This is a genomic window from Ensifer sp. LC384 (assembly GCF_001695865.1).
GTDB lineage: Bacteria > Pseudomonadota > Alphaproteobacteria > Rhizobiales > Rhizobiaceae > Ensifer.
In genome coordinates, this window is the sequence record NZ_MBST01000089.1 from 140,726 (window position 1) to 162,752 (window position 22,027).

The following is a 22,027-nucleotide window of genomic DNA, read 5'->3' on the forward strand; positions in this document are numbered from 1 at the left end:
ATAATTCCTTAAATCGGAATCTATTTAAGGACAAAATTATGCAGCAACTCAAAGTGTTACAGCGACCTTTGCGCGTCTAAATAGACGCGCGGCGCTGTAAGCAATTCCAGCAAGAGCGCGCAGTAGCTTTGCGTCCGGAGTTGCGAATGACAGGTAGTAGAGCATCGAAGGCGATGCGACATGCTCTCGGGGGAGACCAATGCCAGCCATCACCGATCCACGCAGCTTCCTGGAGACGCTGTTCACCTCTGCTGTTGCCGCTGCCGATCCGGCACTGGTGATCGCGGCCAATTTGCCGGAGCGGCCAAAGGGCCGGACCGTCGTGGTGGGTGCCGGCAAGGGCGCGGCACAGATGGCGCAAGCCTTCGAGCGCCACTGGGACGGTCCACTTTCCGGTGTCGTCGTCACCCGCTACGGGTATGCAGCCCAATGCCAGCGCATCGAAGTCTTGGAAGCATCGCACCCGCTGCCGGACGAAAGCGGTCTGCAGGCCTCGCGACGCTTGCTCGCCGAGGTCAGCGGACTGTCGAAAGACGATCTGGTCGTTGCCCTTGTCTGCGGTGGCGGTTCGGCCTTGCTGCCTTCGCCACCCCCGGGGCTTTCGCTTGATGATGAAGTTGCCGTCAACCGGGCGCTGCTCGCCTCGGGCGCGCCGATCAGCGCCATGAATGCCGTGCGCAAGCATGTCTCGATGATCAAGGGCGGCCGGCTCGCAGCCGCGGCCTACCCGGCGAAGGTCGTTTCTCTCGTCGTATCGGACATACCCGGCGACGACCCGGCACTGGTAGCCTCCGGCCCGACCTTGCCGGATGCAAGCACCCGAGCCGACGCGCTGAAGATCGTTGAGCGCTACGGCTTGCAACTCCCCGAAAAAGTTCTGGTATGGCTCGCCGATGCGGCAGCCGACGCGCCGTCGCCGTCCGACCCGCGTTTCGCCGCCAACGAGGTACGCCTGATCGCATCCGCTTCCGTCTCGCTCGAAGCGGCGGCCGCCAAGGCGCGGGAAGCCGGCATCGAGGCGATCATCCTGTCAGACGCGATCGAAGGTGAGGCGCGTGACGTCGGCAGCGTTCACGCGGCGATTGCCCGCGAGGTCGCAGGCCGCGGCCGACCCTTCCCGAAGCCCGTTGTCGTTCTGTCCGGCGGGGAGACGACCGTGACCATGCGTGGCGCAGGCAAGGGCGGGCGCAACAGCGAGTTCCTGCTGTCCCTGGCGCTCGGCATTGATGGCGCCAAGGGCGTTTCGGCGCTTGCTGCCGATACCGATGGCATCGACGGTTCCGAGGACAATGCGGGTGCCTTTGCCGATGGCACCACCATCGCGCGGCTGGCCGAGCAACGGCTCGACGCGGCAGCGTTTCTGCAGCGGAATGACAGCTGGAGCGCCTTCGACGCGCTTGGCGATATCTTCAAGCCCGGACCGACGGGTACCAATGTCAACGATTTCCGGGCTATCCTGGTGCAATAGCACGCGAGGATAGAGCTACTAGAGCATTTCCAGGAAAAGTGCGAAGCGGTTTTCCGTCAGGAAATGCGTAAAAACAAAGAGTTATAGCGTTTCTGCGGTTCCGTTTAGACCGGAAACGCTCCAACGCATTGGTGCCGCTTGGTCAGGCGGCGCTTCAGGCGAAGTGGCAGCCGACTGTGCCATGGTTGCCGAAATCGGCAACGAAAGTGTCGCCGCTGCGTGCCTCCACCGCACGCACGAACGAACCGGAAAGCACGATCTGTCCCGGTTCGATCGCGTCGCCATATTGCGCCAGGCGGTTGGCAAGCCAGGCAATCCCGCGGGCGGGGTGGTTGAGAACACCGGCGCCCAGTCCGGTTTCTTCGACTTCGGCGTTGCGCGAGACGATGGCGCCCATCCAGCGCATGTCGACCGCGTCGGCCCGCATCGGTCGTCCCCCAAGGATCAGCCCGGCATTTGCAGCATTGTCGGCGATCGTATCGGCGATGCCCCGCGCCTGCTGCGTCTCCGGATCGCGTCTGACGATGCGGGTATCAAGGATCTCCAAGGCAGGGATGACGAAGTCGGTCGCGTTGAGCACGTTCAGGACGGTGACGCGCGGGCCCTTGAGCGGCGCCTTCATCACGAAGGCGATTTCTGCTTCTACTCGGGGCTGGATGAACCGATCGGCGGGAATGGTGGCGCCGTCCTCGAACAGCATGTCGTCGAACAGCACGCCGGAATCCGGCGCGTCGATGTTCAGCGCCTGCTGCATGGCCTTGGATGTCAACCCGATCTTAAAGCCGATGATCCGCCGGCCGAGGTCCCGCTTGCGCCGGACCCAGGCGGACTGAACCGCATAGGCGTCGTCTATCGTCATGCCGGGATGCTTGAGGGACAATAGGCCGATTTGGCTGCGATCGACTTCGGCCTGGTGAAGACTCTCGGCTGCTTGTGAAATCTCGGCAGGGCTGAGCATACGACCGCTTCCTCTCGCATGGACGCAACCATGGCCTTGCGATGGGCATCCGAAGGGTTTCGAGCGTTCAAGGCCTGGATATCATCGCCGAAACAGCCGGGATAGGAAAGGCTTGGTTGCAAGACGCCTCGCGTCAGACGGACTGCGTTGCCAGCATCATGCCGAGGCCGATGAGGATGGAACCGCAGGCGCGCGGGACCAGCCGGCTCTGGCCGCCAGCGAAACGGCCAAGGGTGAGGGATGCGAGCAACACGGCTGCGACATCAGCGGACGACAACGCCAGATTGACCAGCATGCCGAAGACCAGAAACTGCAGCGAGACCGGCATCGCCGCTGCCGGATCGACGAACTGCGGCAGGAACGTCATGAAGAACAACGCGGTCTTCGGGTTGAGGATTTCGACGAGGATGCTGTCGCGCAGCACGCCCGGCCTGGTGTCCGCCTTATGGCCGCCATGCTTGCCGATGCCGAGCAGCATCGTGCCGCCAAGCCAGACCAGATAGACGGCGCCGGCGAGTTTGATCGCTGCGTAGACAAACGGTGCGTGACTGAGAAGGGCGGCAAGCCCGAGGGTTGCGGCGGCGATATGCACATAGCAGCCGATATGAATGCCGAGAGCCGCCAGAAAACCGGCCTTGCGCCCATGGGCCAGTGTCTGGGCCGTCATATAGAGAATGGCTGGCCCGGGCATGCAGGCAAAGATCGCCGTGGCGACCGCAAACGAAATCCAGTGCTCGATCGAGGGCATCGCAGTTCCTCCGGTTTGCCGGCTGCTCCTCGGGCAGTGCGGCATTCGTCTCGACCCGGTCAGTCCGGAAATCGAGCCGGCAGAAAACTACTCTTGGTTGTGCTTTGGCGACATACGGCAGGTGCCGTATTTCGGAGCCGCGAACCTGCGGCTAATGATGGGGTGGTTAAGGGAATGTCATCGATGAAGCACGCGCAGCATGCGGATTTCAGCCAATGGGCAGGCCGATGCGAACCGCGTAGGCGGCGATCTCGGCGGCGCTATGCAGGCTGAGCTTGCGCATCAGGTTTTCGCGGTGCTTGCGTGCCGTGAGAGGGCTGATGCCGAGCCGCTCGGCAATCTCGCGCGCCGTCAGGCCCTGTGCTGCGAGCGAAAGGATCTGCATTTCGCGCCTGGTCAGAGGAATGGGCGAAAGCGCTTCGTCGTTGGCGGCGGGCAGTGTCTGTCGTTCCGGGTCGCTGACTGCAAAACGTATCGATTGCGCGAGGTAGATTTCGTTGGCGCCGAGCGCGTCGACGGCAGCGGAAAGCTCGGCAGGGTCGCCATTCTTCGTGAGGTAACCGTTGGCACCGGCATCGATGGCGGCCCGCACCGTTCGCGGTTCTATATTGGCGGTGAGCACCAGAATCTTCATCCTCGGCGCTATCGCGCGAAGGTCGGCAATGAACTGGATGCCTGCCACGCCCGGCATGCCGAGATCGAGGATCAGAAGGTCTGCCGGCTCGCTCCGGGCAAGCGTCAGTACGGCTTCGCCATCAGCGGCCTCACCAACCACCGATATGCCTTCCATCGTCGAGAGCAGCATCTTCAAGCCTTCGCGCACGATGGCGTGGTCGTCGGCAACGGTGACGGTGATGGCCTTCGACATGTAAGCAATCCTTCATTGAAATCAGCAATTGTCGGCAACGATAACCAGTCCGGCGAGCAGAGGCGGCGCAATGGAACAGCGTGAGCGATTGCAACCTCTCCTGATAGAACTACTATTTCGTCAATCTTACGCGGTGCTGTTCGCAAATTTTGCCATTCCACTACCGGTTGCCTACGTTCTGAAGGAGTGGGTGCCGTCAGACTTGCTTGAGGGATGGATCGCTGCTCTCTACGCGCTGACAATGGCACGCATCATTCTCGACCGCTGCTATCGCCGCAGTCCTCAAGCCGAGCGCAATGCGAACTGGCGCAGATGGGCGTGGCGCTTCGCGGTTTTGTCGTGGTCGTCCAGTGCTCTTTGGGGAATGCTCGCCGCTTTTGCCTTCCTGCCGGAGCAGCCGCACGCCCTGGCCTTCGTCTGCATCGTCGTCACGGGGCTTGCCTGCGGGGCCGTGCCATCGCTCTCGGCATTTCCACCGGCCTATGCCGGCTCGCTGCTGGGGATGCTGCTGCCATTTGCGTTTCGCTGTTTCATGGGGGAGGGCGCGATCTATGATATCTATCTCGTCTTCACGCTCTGCCTTGTCGGGGTCAATCTCTAGTACAGCCGGGTGACCTACCGTTCGATCGCCGAGACGGTGCGCTTGCGCTTCGAGAATCTGGCGCTGATCGGCAGCTTGCAGGAAGAGCGGGACCGCGCCCAATCGGCCGATCGTGCCAAGTCACGTTTTCTCGCGGCTGCCAGCCACGACCTGCGCCAGCCGATACACGCGTTGAGCCTGTTCATTTCCACCCTCGCGGCGCTCGGCCGTAACGGCAATGTCACCGCCGCGGATGCCCGCGATCTCGCAGGTCGGGCGCGTTCGGTGATCGGCAATCTGAGCGGCCTGCTCGACGCACTTCTTGACATCTCCAAGCTCGACGCCGGCGTCGTGACAGTCGCGCGTGAACCATTGGCGTTGGGGCGCTTGTTGACGGATCTGCGGGAGGAGTTCACCGGTCTCGCGAAGGGGCAGGGCCTGGAGTGGCAGGTCGTCATGACGGATGTCTGGGTCCATACCGATCCGATGATGCTGAAGCGTATACTCGACAACCTCGTTTCCAACGCGTTCCGCTACACCAGGAGCGGTCGCGTGCTGCTCGGGTGCCGCCGTTGCAACGGCGCGATCGAAATCCAGGTATGGGACACCGGCATCTGCATTCCCTTGGAGGACCAGAAAACGATCTTCGAGGAGTTCGTGCAACTGCAAAACCCGGCCCGAGACCGGGCACAGGGCCTCGGCCTCGGGCTTGCCATCGTTCAGCGCATGGCCGATCTACTGGGCCATCGCATCCGGGTGCGCTCCGTCGAAGGGCGCGGGTCGATGTTTTCGGTGCTGCTGCCGATGGCCGCGCCTGTGCCTCTGCAGGGGCGGGGCGATCGGGCGAAGCCTGCAACGCCTCGCCTTGGCGGCATCCTTGTGATCGATGACGAGCGCGATGCGCTTGATGCGTTGAGCCTGCTTCTGAAAACACTCGGTTATAGTGTTTATCCCGGTCGTTCCGCCGCCGAGGCCTGCCGCAATCATACCAAAGCCGCCCGGCGCGGGCCGACGCCGATCGACCTGGTCATTAGCGACTACCGGCTCGCCGGCGGGCGAACCGGCTTGGAGGCAATCGGTGAAGTCGTGACCTATCTCGGCCGCCCCGTACCCGTCATCGTGCTTTCAGGAGATACCTCTCCGGCACGCTTGCGCGAGGTCGGCACCAGCGGCCATCATCTCTTGCACAAGCCGGTCGATGCCGAACATCTACAGGAGGCAATCGATGCCTTGTTGAGCGAGGCACGCAAAACCGCAGCCGAATGAGGTTTACCCCTATTCGATGAAGACCCGGACGCTGGCAGCCCGCCCGACTGCGTCGATAACCGTGAGGGTGGAATAACCGGCGCCGTCCGGCTGCCATTGAGTTGTCCGTCGGCGGGTAGGGTCGGGAAGCGGCCTGCCGTTTGCGAGCCACCGGAAGGGCGCGCGGCCGCCCTGCAGCTTCAACGTCAATGGCGACAAGGTCTCATGGCCGACGCCGAGTTCGACGCGCGCGCCCTCCGGCGGGAAGACGATCTGTGGGGCGGGCTCGCGCGCCGAAGCGTTGACGAGACCGCTTGCCGTCATCGAGAAACGGCGCTGACTGATCGGCAGCTCGGTCTGCGAGATGCGAACGGCACCTGACGGTGCATCCGGCAGCGGCGTGACGGGCAATCCGGATTTGGCAAAACCTTGAAAGAGAATGGGCGCAGCTGCGCCATAGCCGGTCAGGCCCGGAACGGCGCCATTGTCCGGCCGCCCGACCCAGACCCCGAGGACATAACGGCCATCGTAGCCGACGGACCAGGCGTCGCGGTAGCCATAGCTGGTGCCCGTCTTGTAGGCGATGCCGCGCTGGCGGCTTCCTGCGGGCGGAAGGACGGCCGAAAGCACATCCGAGACATGCCAGGCGGAAACGGCAGACAGCAGCGGCTCGCCGTCGATCAATCCGGCCGTGCCGGTGATGCCATCGCCGAGCCGCACCGGGAAGCCGCGATTGGCAAGGCCCGCGTAGAGCTGCACGAGATCGCGCAGCGTCAGACCGACCCCGCCAAGGCCGATCGCCAGTCCGGGCGCCTCGCCGGCCGGCAGCACTGGCTTCACCTCGGCACGGCGGAACCGCACCATCAGCCGGGCAGGGCCGACGACATCGAGCAGGCGGATGGCGGGTACGTTGAGTGACAGTTGCAGCGCCTGTCGCACGCTGACGTCGCCCTGGTAGCTCATGTCGAAATTGCGCGGCCGATAGCCGAAGAAGTCGGCCGGACGATCCTCGATAATGGTTTCCTGGCTGACCAGCCCCTCTTCGAAGGCGAGACCGTAGATGAAGGGCTTCAGCGTCGAGCCGGGCGAGCGGGTGATCCGCGTCATGTCGATCCAGCCCGAGCGGCTTGCATCGAAATAGTCGGCCGAGCCGACTTCGCCGATGATCTCGCCCGTGCGCGCGTCGGCCATGATCATGGCGACGGACACCCTCGGGCCCAGCTTGGCGGCGCCGTCATGCGCAACCGCCTCGAGGCCGCGCTGAACGTTGCGGCGCAGCGTCGTCTGATGTTGCACGGCCGTCGGCTGCTTGCGCAGCGCTGCTTCTGCCAGGTGGGCGGCATAGGCCGGCAACTGGAGGCGGCGGGTGGGAACGGTCGTCATCGCCGCGCGCTCCGCCTCGCCTTCGCCGATCACTTCGGCAACGGCCATGCGGGTCAAAACGCGCTTGCGTGCCGCTTCGGCCGCGGCATGATTGCGATCCGGCCGGCGCCTTTCCGGCAATTGCGGCAGCGCCACCAGCAGTGCGGCTTCGCCCACTGAAAGGCGCTTGGGCTCCTTGCCGAACCAGGCAAGGCTTGCTGCGCGCACCCCCTCGAGATTGCCGCCATAGGGCGCGTGGCTCAGATAAAGATCGAGAATCTGGTTCTTCGAAAGCCGGCGTTCGATCTGGATCGCACGGGCAATCTGGAGCAGCTTGGCGGCGATGCTTCGCTGCTCGCGCGGTTCGATCAGCCGCGCCACCTGCATCGAAAGAGTGGAGGCGCCGGAAACGATGCGGCCATTGGTGACGAACTGCAGCGCGGCGCGGCCAAGCGCGAGGAAGTCGATGCCGGCGTGCTCGCGAAACCGTTGGTCCTCATAGGCGACCAACATCCGCAGGAACTGCGGATCGACGTCATCGACAGTCGTCTTCAACCGCCAGAGACCGTCAGGCGTTGCAAAGGCCCTGAGCAACTGGCCGTCGATGTCGAGGACCTCGCGAGACACGATGCCGGCCGCCTCCAGTGGCGGCGGAAATGCCTGATCGGCCTTGTTGAGCGCAAAGGATGACAGCCCCGCCAGCAACAGGCCGGCGGGGATCGCGATCAGTAGTTTTTGCCTTATCGACATCATCAGGCCTATTGGGCTGCCAGGACCTCCATGCGCCCGGTTGCGGTGCGTGCCGAGAACTGCGGCCGGTACATGTCTTCGACGCTTGCGGCGGGATGATCGTAGACGCCCGGGTTCACCGCCCTGACGACGTAAGCAAGCGTCAGCTCACGGCTGTCGCCGGTAGCGCGGTCGAAGGCGGCGACGAAGCGATCGTTACGGAATTCCGTATGCGTCGCGGTGATCTCACCGAGCCATTCGAAGTTCGTCAACTGGGCGCTGTCGACAAGGCTCGGGTTGTCGATCTGGAAGCCTGCCGGCAGCAGGTCCGAAACAAGCACACGGGAGGGCCAGTCGTTCGTTTCCGTGACTTTCAGCACCACGACATAGCGTTCGTTCTGTCTGGCCTGGCTGACATTGGCCTCAGTACCATCAAGAGTGTAGTAGGTGCGCTCGATGGCAAAGCCGTCACCGCCGGCCGACAGCGGCTGGGCTGGGGCCGCAACCGTAGTGACCACGGCAGAGACGGCGTCCGCCCCCTCGTTCCTGATCACCACCGGATGAGACAGAAGCGCATCACCGGTCATCCGAGCGGCGTAGCTGCCGGTCTTCGACGCGCCGTTGACGTCGAGCAGCATGTCCTCGTCACCGCCCTGCACCGCGCGGGCTGCAAGCAGCATCCAGGCCTGTTCCTGGGTGCTGGTGTATTTCTTCTGCTCCCATTGCCGGGCGACGACCTTCGACAGTTCCGGGATCATCGGCGGCACAGGACGACTTTCCGCGGCCAGAGCCAGGACGGCTGCATCGTCGCGCAGAGAAGAACCATAGTCGGAACGCGACAGGCTGACATTGACGAGGCCCGTCGACATGTTGGCAGAGGACGCAAAGATTTCCTGCGAACGCTGGGCATCGCCGTAGAGCGCCAATGCCGCCGCGATATGAGCCTTGGCCAGCGGCGTCGGGAAATCGTCGATCAGCGTGTTGGCGTAATAGCGGATGTCGTTGACCGCGGCCTTGCGATTGCGCGCGAGTACGTAGAGCGAATAGGCGATCTCGTTGCCGCGATCCTTGGCATTGGTATCGTAGCCGAGGCCGTTCTGGAGGTTTTCGAGTGCCTGCACCATCGCTGCCTCAGGCACGTCGTATTTCTGTTCGCGTGCGCGTGTGAGGAAGTCGGTGACATAGGCATCGAGCCAGAGGTCGCCATAGCCCGGGCCCCAAAGGCCGAAACTGCCGGAAGACGACTGGTAGGAGAGCACGCGGTAGATCGCCTCCTGCACCCGTTTCGTCACCTCGCCGTCATCGGCAAGGCCCGACTGCTTCGCCAGTTCGCTCAGATAGAGAAGCGGCAGCGCCCGGCTGGTCGTCTGCTCGGCGCAGCCATAGGGGTAGCGGTCGAGCGCCATCAGGATGGCGGGAATGTCGAAGGCTGCCGACCGGGTGACGCTCAGTGAAACCGACGCGCCCTGGAGCACGCTGTCGGCCAGCAACTGGCCGTCGATCGTCAGGCTGCTGCCCGCGGCGAGGTTGACCACCTGCCGCTGCGTGACCGGCAAGGTGGCCGGGCGCACGGGAATGTTGAGCGCCTGTTCGAGCGAAAGCCCGGATGCCCCGGTGAGCTGCACGGTGACGAGCCCGTCGCCTGCGTGCTGGCCGACCAGCGGCAGCGTCAGAACCGACTTGCCACCCTGTTCGAGGCGTACCGTTTCACTGGGGCCGGTCTGCTCCACCGTCGCCGGTCCGTTGGTCGTCAGTTGTACCTGATAGTCGCCGGCCGGGGCGTCGGTGTTGGCGATATCGAGCCGCAGTTCGGCGCGATCTCCAGGCGCGAGGAAGCGGGGCAGGCTCGCGGTCACCACGATCGGGTCGCGGATCACGACGTCGCGGACGGCATGACCGACGCCGGACTTCGTCCAGGCGACGCTCATGATGCGCGCCGTGCCGTTGAATTGCGGGATATCGAAGCTGACTGTCGCCCTGCCGTCGGAGTCGAGCTCCACCGGGCCTTCGAAGAATGCCACGAGCTTTTCGGTGGGCGGGCTTCCCTGCAACGCGACCTGGCCGCCGTCGCCGCCGGTGCGCAACTTTCCGGTCGCCCCGAGCGAGCCATCGATCAGCCGCCCGTAGAGATCGCGCATTTCGAGGCCGAGCTGGCGCTGGCCGAAATACCAGGCCGCCGGATCCGGGGCTTCGTAACGGGTCAGGTTCAGGATGCCGACGTCGACGGCGGCAATCGTGACATAGGCGTCCTCATTGGCGCCGGCGCCTGCCACCTGCAGGCTGATATCGAGCGGCTTGCGCGGCTCGGTGTTTTCGGGCGCTTCGAGGGTCACCGCAAGCTTGCGCTCGGCCGGATCGACGGCCAACCATTTGATGCCGATCGCGCGCATCGGCATGCGGCTTTCCTGGGCGTCGCCGGGGCGAAAGAGGGTCGCAGTCACATAGGCGCCGGCACCCCAATCGGCGGTGACAGGCAGATCGACCTCGCCGCCTTCGGCGGCAATCGTCGCGCTCTGTGTTGTGACCAGGTCTTCCGTCCCGACGGTCACGAGCAGTTCACCGGCAAAACGCGGCGACACCTTGAGCTTGGCGGTCTCGCCGACGGCATAGTTTTCCTTGTCGAGCGCGACTTCGAGGCCGTCGGGCGTTTCGGTCGACGTCGAGGCGACGTACCAGCCGGCATCGAACTCGACGCTCGACGTCGGCCCATCGAGGGCGGCGGTCCCAACTTCGAGACGGTAGCGGCCCCAGCCGACGGGCACGGCGATCTCGCCGCCATCGGCGGTCACGTCGAGCGTACCGTTCGCAACCTGCTTGGTGGTGACCACCGGCTCGTATTTCCAGGCGGTTCCGTCGCGGTACCAATGATAGTTGCGTTCGACGCTGATCAGTTTCCAGAGCAGCCCCGGCATGGGCGCCTTAGCGCCGTCGGGGTCAATGGCGACCACGCGGAACTTGCCGACGGAGTTTTCCTGAAGGTCGCCCGAAAATTCCGGCTTGATGCCGATCATCGTCCCTTCCGGCTTCACCGGCAGCGTCAAGGAGCGCTCGACGGCGCGGCCGCCGGCCTCGCGCATGCGCACGGTGACATTGGCGCTGAGGAGCTGCGTCGTCGACGGCACTTCGCTCAGCGCGACGTCGAAGGTCGACTTGCCTTCGTCGTCGAGAGGCACGAGTTCTTCCAGCGGCAGGCGCGTCTCCTCGCTCGCCTCCTCGTCGGCGAGGCCGAAGAAATATCCCTTGAAGGCCGCGCTTTCGCGCGTTGGTTTGAGGACCACTTCGCCCTCGAGCTCGAGGCCGGCTGCCGGCGCGCCATAGAGAAAACGCCCGTCAACCGCGACCTGCACCGGCTCGCCGACAGCAATCTCCTTTGCCTCGCTGGTCAGATCGAATTCCGTGCGATCCGGCACGAAATCGTCGACCAGGAACTGCTTCTCGCCGATCGGCGAGGCCCTGGGGTCGGTGAAGATCTGCATCGTCCAGGTGCCGCGCATGGCGTTTTCCTGAACATCGAGATCGAGCGTGTGGCCGCCGAGCTTACCGCCATCGCTGATCATCCTGCGGTATTCGACGCCATCAGGGCGCAAGAATACGAAGGTGAGCGGCAGGTTCTCGATCGCCTCGCCATTGACGTCGCGGGCAAGCGCTGACGCATGCACGGTTTCGCCGACGCGGTAGATGCCGCGCTCCGTCCAGGCGAGGGTGTCGATCGCGCCGGGGGCGGCACGACCGGTGACGCCACGGTCCGAAAGGTCGAAACCGGCCCTTGTCATGTCGAGGAAGACGAAATCGTCTTCGCCGCTCTTGGCCGTGATCACTGCCGGCGTCAGGGCGGCGGTGCCACGGATGAGGCCGGCGGTAAAGGTGGCGCGGCCATCGCCATCCGTCGTTGCCGTGCCGAGGATCTCGTTGTTCTTGGCGACAAGTTGCAGCTCGACGCCTTCGATCGGCTTGGCGGTTGCGAGCGACCGGGCAAAGACGTTGAGGCCGTCGGTGCCCGCATAGGTCGACACACCGATATCGGAGACGACGAACCATTGCGTCGCGCGGGCATCCCAGTCCTGGCTGACGCCGGCTTCCGACGCCGCGGTCAGAACGTAGACGCCAGGCTTGCGCTGCGGCAACGCTTCATCGACCGGGAAGCTGGTGACCACCTCCTTGTTGATCACGCTATCGATGCCAATCGTGCCCTGCCAGACGAGCTCGCCGCTTTCATCCTCGATGCGCTGGGCGCTGTAGCCGTCGATCTGCGTCAGGAACTGCGAGTTCTGCAGGACCTGCGCCAGACTGCGGTCACCAATGCGGTAGAGCTTGAGCTTGGCGCTGTCGGTGTTGACGGAGACAAGCGGGATACCGCGCCGCGCCGTCGACGGCAGCACGAAGCTGTCGCCGGTAAACCGCACCATCTGCGCGCGGTCATTGACATAGATTTCGAGGCTGACGGGCGCTTCCAGCACCTCGTCGACCGACGAAGGCAGGCCGGTGCGCAGCGTCAGCTTGTAGCGCTGACCGTGCGACAGCCCCTCGACGCAGATTTGGTCGCCCTTGGCTTCAACCGCTTTCGGGGCGGCGCCATCGAGTGTCACGAAGGAGGCATAGTCGGCGCCGCTCTTCATGAGCTGCTCGGAAAATTGCACGCAGGCGCGCGGCGACGCGCTATCGGCGTCAACGGTGTTTTCGATGACGCGGAAGCGCTTGCGTTCCTTGAGGTCAAGGTAGGCGGTCTCGACCGTTTTCGATTGCACGAGTTCGAGGCTGGCCTTGTAGGCATTCAGCGAGCCGCGGAAGTTTTCGGCGTTTTCGAGCGACTTGGCGAGAACGGCCAGCGCATGAGCGCGGCTTTCAGCCGTCCGCGTCAGCTGGTAGCCGTTGATCGCCGCAAGGGCGGCTTGCGTGGCGACATCGGTATTGCCGGTGACCCGGTTTGCCGTGCGCGCCGTTTCGAGCCACAGCTCACTGTCTTCAGGGGTAATCGCAAGCGCCCCCTGGAATGCCTTCAAGGCGCCGTCGATAATGCCCCCGGCCGCCTGGGCGCGCGCCGTTTCGATCAGGCTGTTGACGCCGAAGCCCTGCTGATCGTCGGCAAGCGAAAGATCAGCCTTGGCGTCGCGTGCGTCCTGAAGGATCTGGTCGGAGAGGAAGGAAAGCCGCGGTGGGGCGCCGAGGTCCGGCTGCACGGCCTGCGCCGGGACGATCTTGCCGGCGATGGCGCCGGGAAAATCGTTCAACTGGTTGAAGTCGGACTTCAGGAAGCACCATTTCACCTTGGGATTGTAGGTGAATGCACGGCAGGATTGGTCCGCAATGCAGGCGGTCTCGCATTGATCCAGCGAGACGTTCTGCTCGGTTCGAAGATCGAACCCGAAATAATCAGCGTCCTGGGTGATCTCGACCTGACGGCCGGTCTCGGCCGAAAAAGCGGGGTATCCGGCGGCCAAAACAGATACAAGGAGAGTGGAAAGGCCGAAAAACGCGCGCACAGACATAAGTCCTCCCAACGCAGCCGGTCTCGATAGGGGTTCACTTTCTCAAGGTTCCAGACGGCTTGTCAACCGGAGGCGTCCAAGAGTTGGCCGACAATTTACGCGAGAACGAACGATGCGTCCTGCTATGACGGCGGCACTGCGACAGCGCGCTTAGCCTCTCTGTTCTTTCAGGAAAACGACGAGCGAGCGGCCGGCGTCGAGGATATGGTCCCGGGTGAGCGACGAGGCCAGTTCGGCGTCGCCCTTGGTGCAGGCATCGAGGATCGCCTCATGCTCGCGCGCTGCGCGCTTCATGCCGTCCGTCAGGGTCAGTTGGGCGCGCAGATAACGATCGATACGGTCGAGCGAGGCGCGCACGATCTGCAGGTAGTAAGGCCGGCGTGCAGCCTCATAGAGGCTGTAGTGGAAGTTCCGGTTGGTTTCGCCCCACTTGGCCGAATCGGATTCTTTGCCAAACTCGTCACAGTGCCTGCGGGCAAGCTCGAGCGTCCTTCTATCCATGTTGGGCACGGCAAGCCGGATGACCTCCGCCTCCAGCAGCGCGCGAAATTCGAAGATCTCTTCGATTTCCTCGATGGAGAGGCCGGCAACGACGGCGCCCTTGTAGCGTTGCGTCGTTATCAACCCATGCTGCTCAAGGCGCGAGAGCGCTTCGCGCACGGGGATGCGGCTGGTGTTGAACATCTGGGCGATCTGGTCCTGCCGCAGGTTTTCCCCCTCGGCAAGCGCGCCTTCGATGATCGCCTTGCGCAATGCCTCGTAGACGATATCGGCTGCGGAAGCGGCTTGCCTGACATCAACGGCATCGAGTTTCATCGCGTCTAAACCCCGGCGGCTTGTGTCCCTGGCAGCGCGGAAACTGCCGTGGCTCTGGTCATAGGTCCATTCCCTTGGCCGGGCAACAGAGCGCGCGGCTTTGCACAAAGTTTCGGATATTTCAGATTGTATATTGGATCCAATCTTTCTATGAGTATTCGCGCGTCGGCCATTGCAGGCCTTTGGTGGCCGAGGGAGCCGTTCTCCTGAATGTCGGCGTGCAGATATCAAGGCATGGCATGTGGATGCAGTCCGCATGCGCCGCATGGAGGCGAGAGATGCGCAGCAGCAAGGTCATTCATATTGTTTCCTGCCACGCGGAAGGCGAAGTCGGCGACGTCATCGTCGGCGGCGTCGCGCCGCCCCCGGGCAAGACGCTTTGGGAGCAGCGACGCTTCATCGCGGAGGATCAGACACTGCGCAATTTCGTGCTCAACGAGCCGCGCGGCGGGGTCTTCCGTCACATCAACCTGCTGGTGCCGCCGAAGGATCCGCGCGCGACCATGGGCTTCATCATCATGGAGCCGGAGGACACGCCGCCGATGTCCGGTTCCAACTCGATCTGCGTTTCGACCGTGCTGCTCGATAGCGGCATCGTCCCGATGCAGGAGCCGGAAACCAGAATGGTGCTGGAGGCGCCGGGCGGACTGGTCGATGTCGTCGCCACCTGCCGCAACGGCAAGGCCGAGCGCATCACGGTGACCAACGTGCCGTCCTTTGCCGGAAAGCTCGACGCCAAACTCGAGGTGGAAGGGCTCGGCACGCTCACCGTCGACACCGCCTATGGTGGCGATAGCTTCGTCATCACCGATGCCCGCACGCTCGGCTTTTCGGTCACGCCCGATGAGGCACGCGAACTGGCCGAGACCGGCATCAGGATCACCCGCGCAGCCAACGAGCAGCTCGGCTTTTCACATCCGGAAAACCCGGAATGGGCCCACATCTCGTTTTGCCAGCTGACGCTGCCGGTGGAAGAGCGCGACGGCGTCCTGCACGGTCGCAACACGGTGGTGATCCAGCCGGCCAAGCTCGACAGATCGCCGACCGGCACCGGCTGCTCGGCGCGCATGGCGGTGCTGCACGCCCGCGGACAGATGAAGGTTGGGCAACGTTTTGTCGGCCACTCCATCATCGATTCGACGTTCGATTGCCGCATCGTCGGCGAGACGACCGTTGGCGGACATCCGGCCATCGTTCCGGAAATCTCCGGTCGTGCCTGGGTCACCGGCACGCACCAGGTGATGCTCGATCCGGCTGATCCGTGGCCGGCCGGCTATCGGCTCGCCGATACCTGGCCGCGCAAGCAATAGAGCATTTCCAGGAAAAGTGCGGTTTTCCGCTGGAAAATGCGTAAAAGCAGGGAGATAGAGCGTTTCTGCGGCCCCGCCTGAACCAGAAACGCTCGACTGCCCCGGCGGCCTATTCCTCGGCAATGATGCGCGTGGTGCCGACCCAGAGTTCGCGAGCCGGCCCCGCGCCGATGTTGCGCGCACGGTGCGGAAGCGACGAGGGGAAGTGCAGGGTGTCGCCGGCCTTCAGGACATATTCCTTGCCGTCGATCTCGTAGAGCATCTCGCCTTCGATCAGATAGAGAAAGTCCTCGCCCTCATGGCTCGTCAGCTCGGAGGCGTAACCGGCCGGCATGTGGGTGATGCAGCCGTTGAGCTGGGCGCCGGGAAAGCCGCGCTCGAGCAGCTCATAGACGCGCTCCTTGGTCTCGACATTGTAGCCGCGGCGCTCGCCGGCGTGGGACACCATGGAATGGGCATGCTGCGGCGGCTGCGACAGGAAGGTGTCGACACTGGTGCCGAGTGCATTTGCAACATTGTAGAGCGAGATCAGCGAAGGGGTCGAAATGCCTCTTTCGATCTGGCTGATAAAGCCTTCGGTCAGGCCCGCTTCGTGCGCGACCTGCTTCATCGTCTTGCCGATTTCCTTGCGGCGTGCCCGTAGCATCTGGCCGATCGTTGCGGCCGCAGGCATGTCGGGAAGGGGGGCGCCGGCGTCTGCCGCAGGCGCCTCATCCGTATCGAGAGGCATGGTTTTCTTTCTGCTTGACTCACGTCTGTTGTTGTACTTTAGTCCAGCTAAAGTCGGTTACGCAAGCTGATCAGCTCCGCTGCACCACCGCTTTAAAAAGGGGAACAACAAGAATGCCTTCGCTGCAATCCGGACGCAAAGAAAAACGTTCGGAGAAATTGGATCCAATATCCAATTAATGCGCCGAGGTGTCGCGCCGGCGTTTGCCGGTCGATCAAACAGGAGGAGTGAGAGATGAAACGTTTGTTGCCGATCTTACTGGGCGCGGCACTCGGGCTGGCTGCGGCCACGTCTGCGCTCGCCATCGAGCGTGGCGGCGCGATGACTTTTGCGCGTTACGACGATTCCACGGTCATCGACCCGGTCTATGCCGATCGCAATCCGGATCTCTGGATGGTCACCGGCCTTTACGAAACATTGCTGCGCAACGGCCCGGACGGGTCGATCGTGCCGGGGCTGGCCGAGGGCTACGACGTCGCTGCCGACGGGCTTTCGATCAAGCTCAAATTGCGTGACGGCCTGAAATTCTCCGACGGGTCGGCCCTGACGGGTGCCGACGTGGTGTTCTCGCTCGACCGGGCCCGCAATCCCGAGCTTGGTCCTTGGGCGGGCCTGCTTGGTGCCGTCGACAAGGTTTCCGCCGACGGCAACCAGGTGACGCTGTCGCTCAAGAACCCGGACCCGACCATCGTCTCGATCCTCGCGACCTTCAACACCGGCATCATGCCGCAAGCGGCCTTCGAGAAGGCGGCCGGCGCCACCGACCAGGAAAAGGCGCGTGCCTTCTTCGAAGCCGGTCCGGTAACCTCCGGCCCATTCACCATGAAAAGCCGCGTGCAGGGCTCGAGCATGACCTTCGCACGCAATCCGAACTACTGGCGGCCCGGCACGGATGGGCAGTCGCTGCCCTATCTCGACCAGGTCGATTTCGTCATCATCCCCGACGATGCTACCCGCATCCTCAAGCTTCAGGCGGGTGAAGTCGATGCCGCGGAGTTCATTCCCTTCGCTCGGGTTGGGGAACTTGGCGCCGATCCGGCGCTAAAGATGGAGCTCTTCCCCTCAACCCGCATCGTCTATGCGCCGATCAATACGCGCGAGACCCGCAAGGACGGCTCCAAGAACCCGCTTGCCGATGTAAAGGTAAGGCAGGCGCTGAACTACGCCACCGACAAGAACGTGCTGATCAAGCTCGTCACCTTCGATACCGGCAAGCCGATGACGTCGTTGATGTCGGCAGCCACTCAGCTCCATTACGGCCCCGAGCCGCTCTATCCTTACAATCCCGAAAAAGCCAAGCATCTGCTGGACGAAGCCGGCCTCGGCGGGGGCTTCGAGGTGAAGTTCACCACGCTTGCCGGCAGCGCCGACGACGCGACCTTGTTCACCGCCCTGCAGCAGATGTGGTCGCCGCTCGGTGTCAACCTCAAGGTCGAACAGGTCGACAATCCGACGCGCGGCGAGAAGAACCGCTCCGGAGACTTCGACATCCACACCTATGGCTGGGCAAACGACGTCAACGACCCGGCGCAGGTCACCGGCTGGCTCGGCTACTACAAGCAGCGGCAGGCCGTGGGTACCGGCTGGAACAATCAGGAGTTCAACACGCTGTTCGAAGCATCCAACGTCGAGGTCGATCCGGCCAGGCGCAAGGAAGAGTACAAGCAGATGCAGGAAATCTATGCCGAGGGCGCGCCGCTGCTCTTCCTCTTCGAAACCCCCTTTGCTGTCGCCGTATCGAAGTCGATCGAGGGGTACGTGCAGACGCCGCTCGGTGCGAACGATTTCTCCGAAGCCTGGCGGGCCAAGTGACAACAGCCTGATTTCCGGGTGTCGGGCGGCGAGAGCTGCCCGGCAACGCTCACAAGGTTCAACCCATGCCCTCGTTATCCTATCTTCTGGCGCGGCTGCTGCAGATCATCCCGACCTTTCTTCTGGTCATGATCTTCATCTTCCTGCTTGTCCGGCTGCTGCCCGGGGACCCTGCCATCGCCATGGCTGAAGCCAAGGCAACGGATGCGCAACTCGAGCAGATCCGCCACAATCTTGGTCTCGATCAGCCGCTGCCGATCCAGTTTCTCGTGTTCGTCAAGAACACGCTGACTGGCGATCTCGGGCGTTCGATCATGCTGAAAGCCCCGGTAACCGAGATCATTCTCGATCGCCTGCCGACCACGATCTTCCTGGCGCTCTATTCGGTGCTGCTGGCAATCTGTCTCGCGGGTCCGCTGGCGTTTCTTGCTGCGTCGCGGGTCAACGGTCCCGTTGATGTGGCAATTCGCAGCGTCTTCCAGGTCGGGCTGTCCATGCCGGTCTTCTACATCGGTCTGGTGCTGTTGACGGTCCTTGCTGCCCAGCTGCGCTGGTTTCCCGTCGGAGGCTACGGAACGGGCTTTCTCGACAACCTTCATCATCTGATTCTGCCGGCGCTCAGCGTCGCGCTCTACACCTCGGCCATCATCCTGCGCAATCTGAGAGCGTCGCTGATCGAGGTGCTCGATGCCGACTACGTGCAGTTCGCCCGCGCCAAGGGGCTGTCACGGCGCATCGTCATGACGCGGCATGTGCTGCGCAACGCGCTGGTCTCGACCGTGACGCTGCTCGGCCTTTCCATCGGCAACCTGATGAGCGGAACGCTGGTCACCGAGACCGTCTTTGCCGTTCCGGGCGTCGGTCGGCTGATGCTGGAGGCGATCTTCGCCCGTGACTATCCGCTGATCCAGGGGCTCACGCTCACTTTCGCCGTTTTGGTTTCCGTCGTCTTCCTGCTGACGGACATCGTGCAATCCTGGCTCGATCCGAGGCTTCGCCAGTCATGAGCATCGTCGTGCAATCTCCTATCCGGAAGGCGGGCCGCTTGCGCGCCTTCCTTGGCCGTGCTTTCTCGCGACCGTCCTTCGTCCTCGGCTTTGCGATCCTCGCGCTGTCGATCGCGCTGGCGCTATTCCCTGGGGTGTTCGCACCCTACGATCCGCTCGCCTTCGACCTGAGCGCGATCCAGCAGGGGCCGAGCCTTGCCCATCCCTTCGGCACCGATAATTTCGGGCGCGACGTGCTCTCGCGCGTCATCTGGGCCTATCGCGTCGACATGCAGATGGCCTTCTTCGCCACGATCTTCGCGCTTCTGATCGGGATGACGGTCGGGGCCTTCGTCGGCTATTACGGCGGCATCGCCGACACGATCTTCGGCCGCTGCGTCGATGCGATTATCACCTTTCCCTTCCTCGTGCTGGTCATCGCCATCGTCGCGGTGCTCGGGCCTGGCCTCGTCAACATGTATGTGGCGATCACGGCCGTGAACTGGGTCTACTATGCCCGTCTGACCCAGGCCGAGATCATGGCGCAAAAGGCCAACGACTATGCCGCGGCCGGCCGTGTGCTCGGCTATTCCGACCGGCGCATCATCTTCCGGCATCTGCTCCCGAACGCGATCTCGCCGATTATCGTCTACTGGATGACCGATATGGCGCTCGCCATTCTTCTCGGCTCATCGCTCGGCTATCTCGGCCTGGGCGCCCAGCCGCCAGCGGCCGAATGGGGCGTGCTGATCGCCGAGGGCCGCAATTTCCTGCTGACGGCCTGGTGGATGAGCCTGATGCCGGGCATTGCCATCGTCTTTACCGGCCTCGGCTTCAGCCTTGTCGGCGATGCTCTTGCCGATTTGCTTCGACCGAAAGGGCGCTGACATGAGCCAACTTGAGAAAGAAACGGTTCTGGAAGTCTGGCACCTGCGCACGGAGTTCGGACTACCGGAGCGCCCCCTTGTCGCCGTCGACGATGTTTCGTTTCAGGTGAGGGCCGGCGAGATCCTGGGGCTTGTCGGCGAATCCGGCTCGGGCAAGAGCATCACCCTGCGTTCGATCCTCGGCATCGTGCGGCCGCGCGGCCGCGTCAGCGGCGAAATTCTCTGGAAGGGCAGGGATCTGGTGCCGCTTGATGAAGCCTCCTTGCGACGGGTGCGCGGGCGCGAGATCGCGATGATCTTTCAGGAGCCGATGTCGTCGCTCAACCCGCTTCTGACCGTCGGCTTGCAGATCTCGGAGAACCTTGCGGCCCATACCGAACTTGATGCGAAGGCGCGCAAAGCCCGCGCGATCGAGCTTCTCGACATGGTCGGCATTCCCGCGGCGCGCGATAGGCTCGGCGACTATCCGCACGAATTTTCCGGCGGCATGCGGCAACGGGTGATGATCGCCATCGCCCTTGCCTCCAACCCGAAGCTGCTCTTGGCAGACGAGCCGACGACGGCGCTCGACGTGACCATTCAGGACCAGATCCTGCGCCTCATTCAGGCGCTCAGCCGCGATCTCGGCATGGCCGTGATCCTCGTCACCCATGACATGGGCGTCGTGGCGGAGACCTGCGATCGGGTGGCGGTGATGTATGGTGGGCGACTGTGTGAAACGGGACCAACGGCTGACGTCATTCGCGACGCCCGGCATCCCTATTCGCTCGGGCTTTTGCGCTCCATTCCGCGTGACGTCGCACCGCGCACGCCGCTTTATTCCATTCCCGGTGCACCGCCGGCATTGAACGCCTTGCCGGCTGGCTGTGCGTTTACGGCCCGCTGTCCCGTGGCCGGCCCGGAATGCCTCGATGTTCGCCCGAGCCTGGAAGCTGCCGGACGACAGCGCCAGGTCGCCTGCCATCACCGCGAGGAAGCACTCGCCCATTTCAGCGCGCGGGAGGCGGCGCAATGATTGAGTCAACGCATCAGGCGGCCACGCCGCTGCTTTCCATTCGCGATCTTTTCATGCGGTTTGAAAAGCGTCGCTCTCTGTCGGACACCCTTACCGGCCGGCCGCGGCAGGTCGTCTCGGCGTTGAACGGCGTCGATCTCGATGTGATGCCGGCGGAAACGCTCGGCATCGTCGGCGAATCCGGTTGCGGCAAGTCGACGCTCGCGCGTTGTATCGCCGGCCTGCATCGGCCGACATCAGGGGACATCCGCTTCGAAGGTGAAAGCGTCATCGGTCTCAAGGGCGCCAGGCGACGCGGCTACAACAAGCGCGTCCAGATGATGTTCCAGGATCCCTACACGTCGCTCAATCCGCGCATGACCGTGCGCGACACCCTGCGGGAGGCGATCACGGTCCATCGCATGCGCGATGGCGCCGGCATCGACCGCCGCATCGACGAGTTGCTTGAACTGGTGCGGCTGCCTGATGGTGCCGCAGACAAGTATCCGCACGAATTTTCCGGGGGACAGCGTCAGCGCATCGGCATCGCGCGGGCGCTTTCCCTGGAGCCGACCTGCCTTGTCGCCGATGAGCTGGTTTCCGCGCTCGACGTTTCCGTTCAGGCGCAGGTCGTCAATCTGCTGCTGGAGCTGCAGGACAATCTTGGGCTGACGGTGCTGTTTGTTGCCCATGACCTGAGGCTGGTTCGCCATGTCTCCCATCGCGTGGCGGTGATCTATCTTGGCGCCATCGTCGAGATCGGCCCGTCCGAGGCGCTCTTTTCCAAGCCGATGCACCCGTATTCGCAAGCCCTGCTGGCGGCGGCCCCTTCGCTCGATCCGTCTGAGCGGCGCCGGGCGCCGGCCCTGTCCGGCGAATTGCCGAGCCCGCTCGACATTCCGCCGGGCTGCCCCTTCCACGTCCGCTGCCCGCACGCCACCGAGCTTTGCAGTCGGGAAAAGCCGGCACTCCGGCCAGTCGGCAACGGCATGACCGCCTGTCACTTCGCAGAAGCGATCGGTGGTGCGTGAAGAGCAATATCTAACAG

General features: G+C 63.5%; 16 protein-coding genes. 9 read left to right on the forward strand and 7 right to left on the reverse strand.

Annotated elements, in window-relative coordinates:
- The first annotated feature begins 199 nt into the window (after positions 1-199).
- The gene (locus tag BC363_RS32570; RefSeq protein WP_065784306.1) at positions 200-1,468 is read left to right on the forward strand and encodes a glycerate kinase; all 1,269 of its coding nucleotides are present in this window, start codon (positions 200-202) and stop codon (positions 1,466-1,468) included.
- 154 nt (positions 1,469-1,622) lie between these two features.
- Here BC363_RS32570 and hpaH read toward each other — a convergent pair whose 3' ends face one another.
- The 3 genes from hpaH to BC363_RS32585 form a co-directional block, all read right to left on the reverse strand.
- Positions 1,623-2,426 (reverse strand): 2-oxo-hept-4-ene-1,7-dioate hydratase, encoded by an 804-nt coding sequence (gene hpaH / locus BC363_RS32575; protein ID WP_065793359.1) that lies wholly within the window; start codon positions 2,424-2,426, stop codon positions 1,623-1,625.
- Positions 2,427-2,559: 133 nt separating this feature from the next.
- The gene (locus BC363_RS32580) at positions 2,560-3,174 is read right to left on the reverse strand and encodes a LysE family translocator (protein ID WP_065784308.1); all 615 of its coding nucleotides are present in this window, start codon (positions 3,172-3,174) and stop codon (positions 2,560-2,562) included.
- A gap of 208 nt (positions 3,175-3,382) precedes the next feature.
- On the reverse strand, positions 3,383-4,042 hold the full coding sequence (locus BC363_RS32585) for a response regulator transcription factor (RefSeq protein ID WP_065784309.1): 660 nt from the start codon (positions 4,040-4,042) through the stop codon (positions 3,383-3,385).
- Positions 4,043-4,112: 70 nt separating this feature from the next.
- Here BC363_RS32585 and BC363_RS36170 point away from each other — a divergent pair, with 70 nt between their 5' ends.
- Both BC363_RS36170 and BC363_RS32590 read left to right on the forward strand, forming a co-directional pair.
- The gene (locus tag BC363_RS36170; RefSeq protein ID WP_244519993.1) at positions 4,113-4,643 is read left to right on the forward strand and encodes a hypothetical protein; all 531 of its coding nucleotides are present in this window, start codon (positions 4,113-4,115) and stop codon (positions 4,641-4,643) included.
- Between the two features lie 9 nt (positions 4,644-4,652).
- Positions 4,653-5,888, forward strand: coding sequence for a hybrid sensor histidine kinase/response regulator (locus tag BC363_RS32590; protein WP_244519994.1), 1,236 nt, complete (start codon positions 4,653-4,655; stop codon positions 5,886-5,888).
- Positions 5,889-5,897: 9 nt separating this feature from the next.
- Here the strand turns inward: BC363_RS32590 and pbpC are convergent, their stop codons facing one another.
- From pbpC to BC363_RS32605, 3 genes are all read right to left on the reverse strand, one after another.
- The gene (gene pbpC / locus BC363_RS32595) at positions 5,898-7,979 is read right to left on the reverse strand and encodes a penicillin-binding protein 1C (protein ID WP_065784413.1); all 2,082 of its coding nucleotides are present in this window, start codon (positions 7,977-7,979) and stop codon (positions 5,898-5,900) included.
- Positions 7,980-7,987: 8 nt separating this feature from the next.
- On the reverse strand, positions 7,988-13,438 hold the full coding sequence (locus BC363_RS32600; protein WP_065784412.1) for an alpha-2-macroglobulin family protein: 5,451 nt from the start codon (positions 13,436-13,438) through the stop codon (positions 7,988-7,990).
- A 156-nt stretch (positions 13,439-13,594) separates the two neighbouring features.
- Entirely contained in the window at positions 13,595-14,260 is a 666-nt protein-coding gene (locus BC363_RS32605; RefSeq protein ID WP_065784310.1) for a GntR family transcriptional regulator, read from the reverse strand.
- A gap of 278 nt (positions 14,261-14,538) precedes the next feature.
- Here BC363_RS32605 and BC363_RS32610 point away from each other — a divergent pair, with 278 nt between their 5' ends.
- Positions 14,539-15,570 carry a proline racemase family protein gene (locus tag BC363_RS32610; protein ID WP_065784311.1) on the forward strand — a complete coding sequence of 344 codons (1,032 nt, stop codon included), beginning with the start codon at positions 14,539-14,541 and terminating at the stop codon, positions 15,568-15,570.
- 109 nt (positions 15,571-15,679) lie between these two features.
- On the opposite strand, the gene BC363_RS32615 is transcribed toward BC363_RS32610, so the two are convergent.
- Complete coding sequence (locus tag BC363_RS32615; protein ID WP_083223549.1) at positions 15,680-16,300, reverse strand: cupin domain-containing protein; 621 nt, start codon at positions 16,298-16,300, stop codon at positions 15,680-15,682.
- A gap of 234 nt (positions 16,301-16,534) precedes the next feature.
- Here BC363_RS32615 and BC363_RS32620 point away from each other — a divergent pair, with 234 nt between their 5' ends.
- From BC363_RS32620 to BC363_RS32640, 5 genes are all read left to right on the forward strand, one after another.
- On the forward strand, positions 16,535-18,112 hold the full coding sequence (locus tag BC363_RS32620) for an ABC transporter substrate-binding protein (protein ID WP_065784312.1): 1,578 nt from the start codon (positions 16,535-16,537) through the stop codon (positions 18,110-18,112).
- 65 nt (positions 18,113-18,177) lie between these two features.
- Positions 18,178-19,119, forward strand: coding sequence for an ABC transporter permease (locus BC363_RS32625; protein ID WP_065784313.1), 942 nt, complete (start codon positions 18,178-18,180; stop codon positions 19,117-19,119).
- Entirely contained in the window at positions 19,116-19,985 is an 870-nt protein-coding gene (locus BC363_RS32630; RefSeq protein ID WP_083223550.1) for an ABC transporter permease, read from the forward strand. Before BC363_RS32625 ends, BC363_RS32630 begins: the two co-directional genes overlap by 4 nt.
- 1 nt (position 19,986) lies before the next feature.
- Entirely contained in the window at positions 19,987-21,000 is a 1,014-nt protein-coding gene (locus tag BC363_RS32635; protein ID WP_065784314.1) for an ABC transporter ATP-binding protein, read from the forward strand.
- Positions 20,997-22,010, forward strand: coding sequence for an oligopeptide/dipeptide ABC transporter ATP-binding protein (locus BC363_RS32640; RefSeq protein ID WP_065784315.1), 1,014 nt, complete (start codon positions 20,997-20,999; stop codon positions 22,008-22,010). Before BC363_RS32635 ends, BC363_RS32640 begins: the two co-directional genes overlap by 4 nt.
- Positions 22,011-22,027 lie beyond the last annotated feature (17 nt).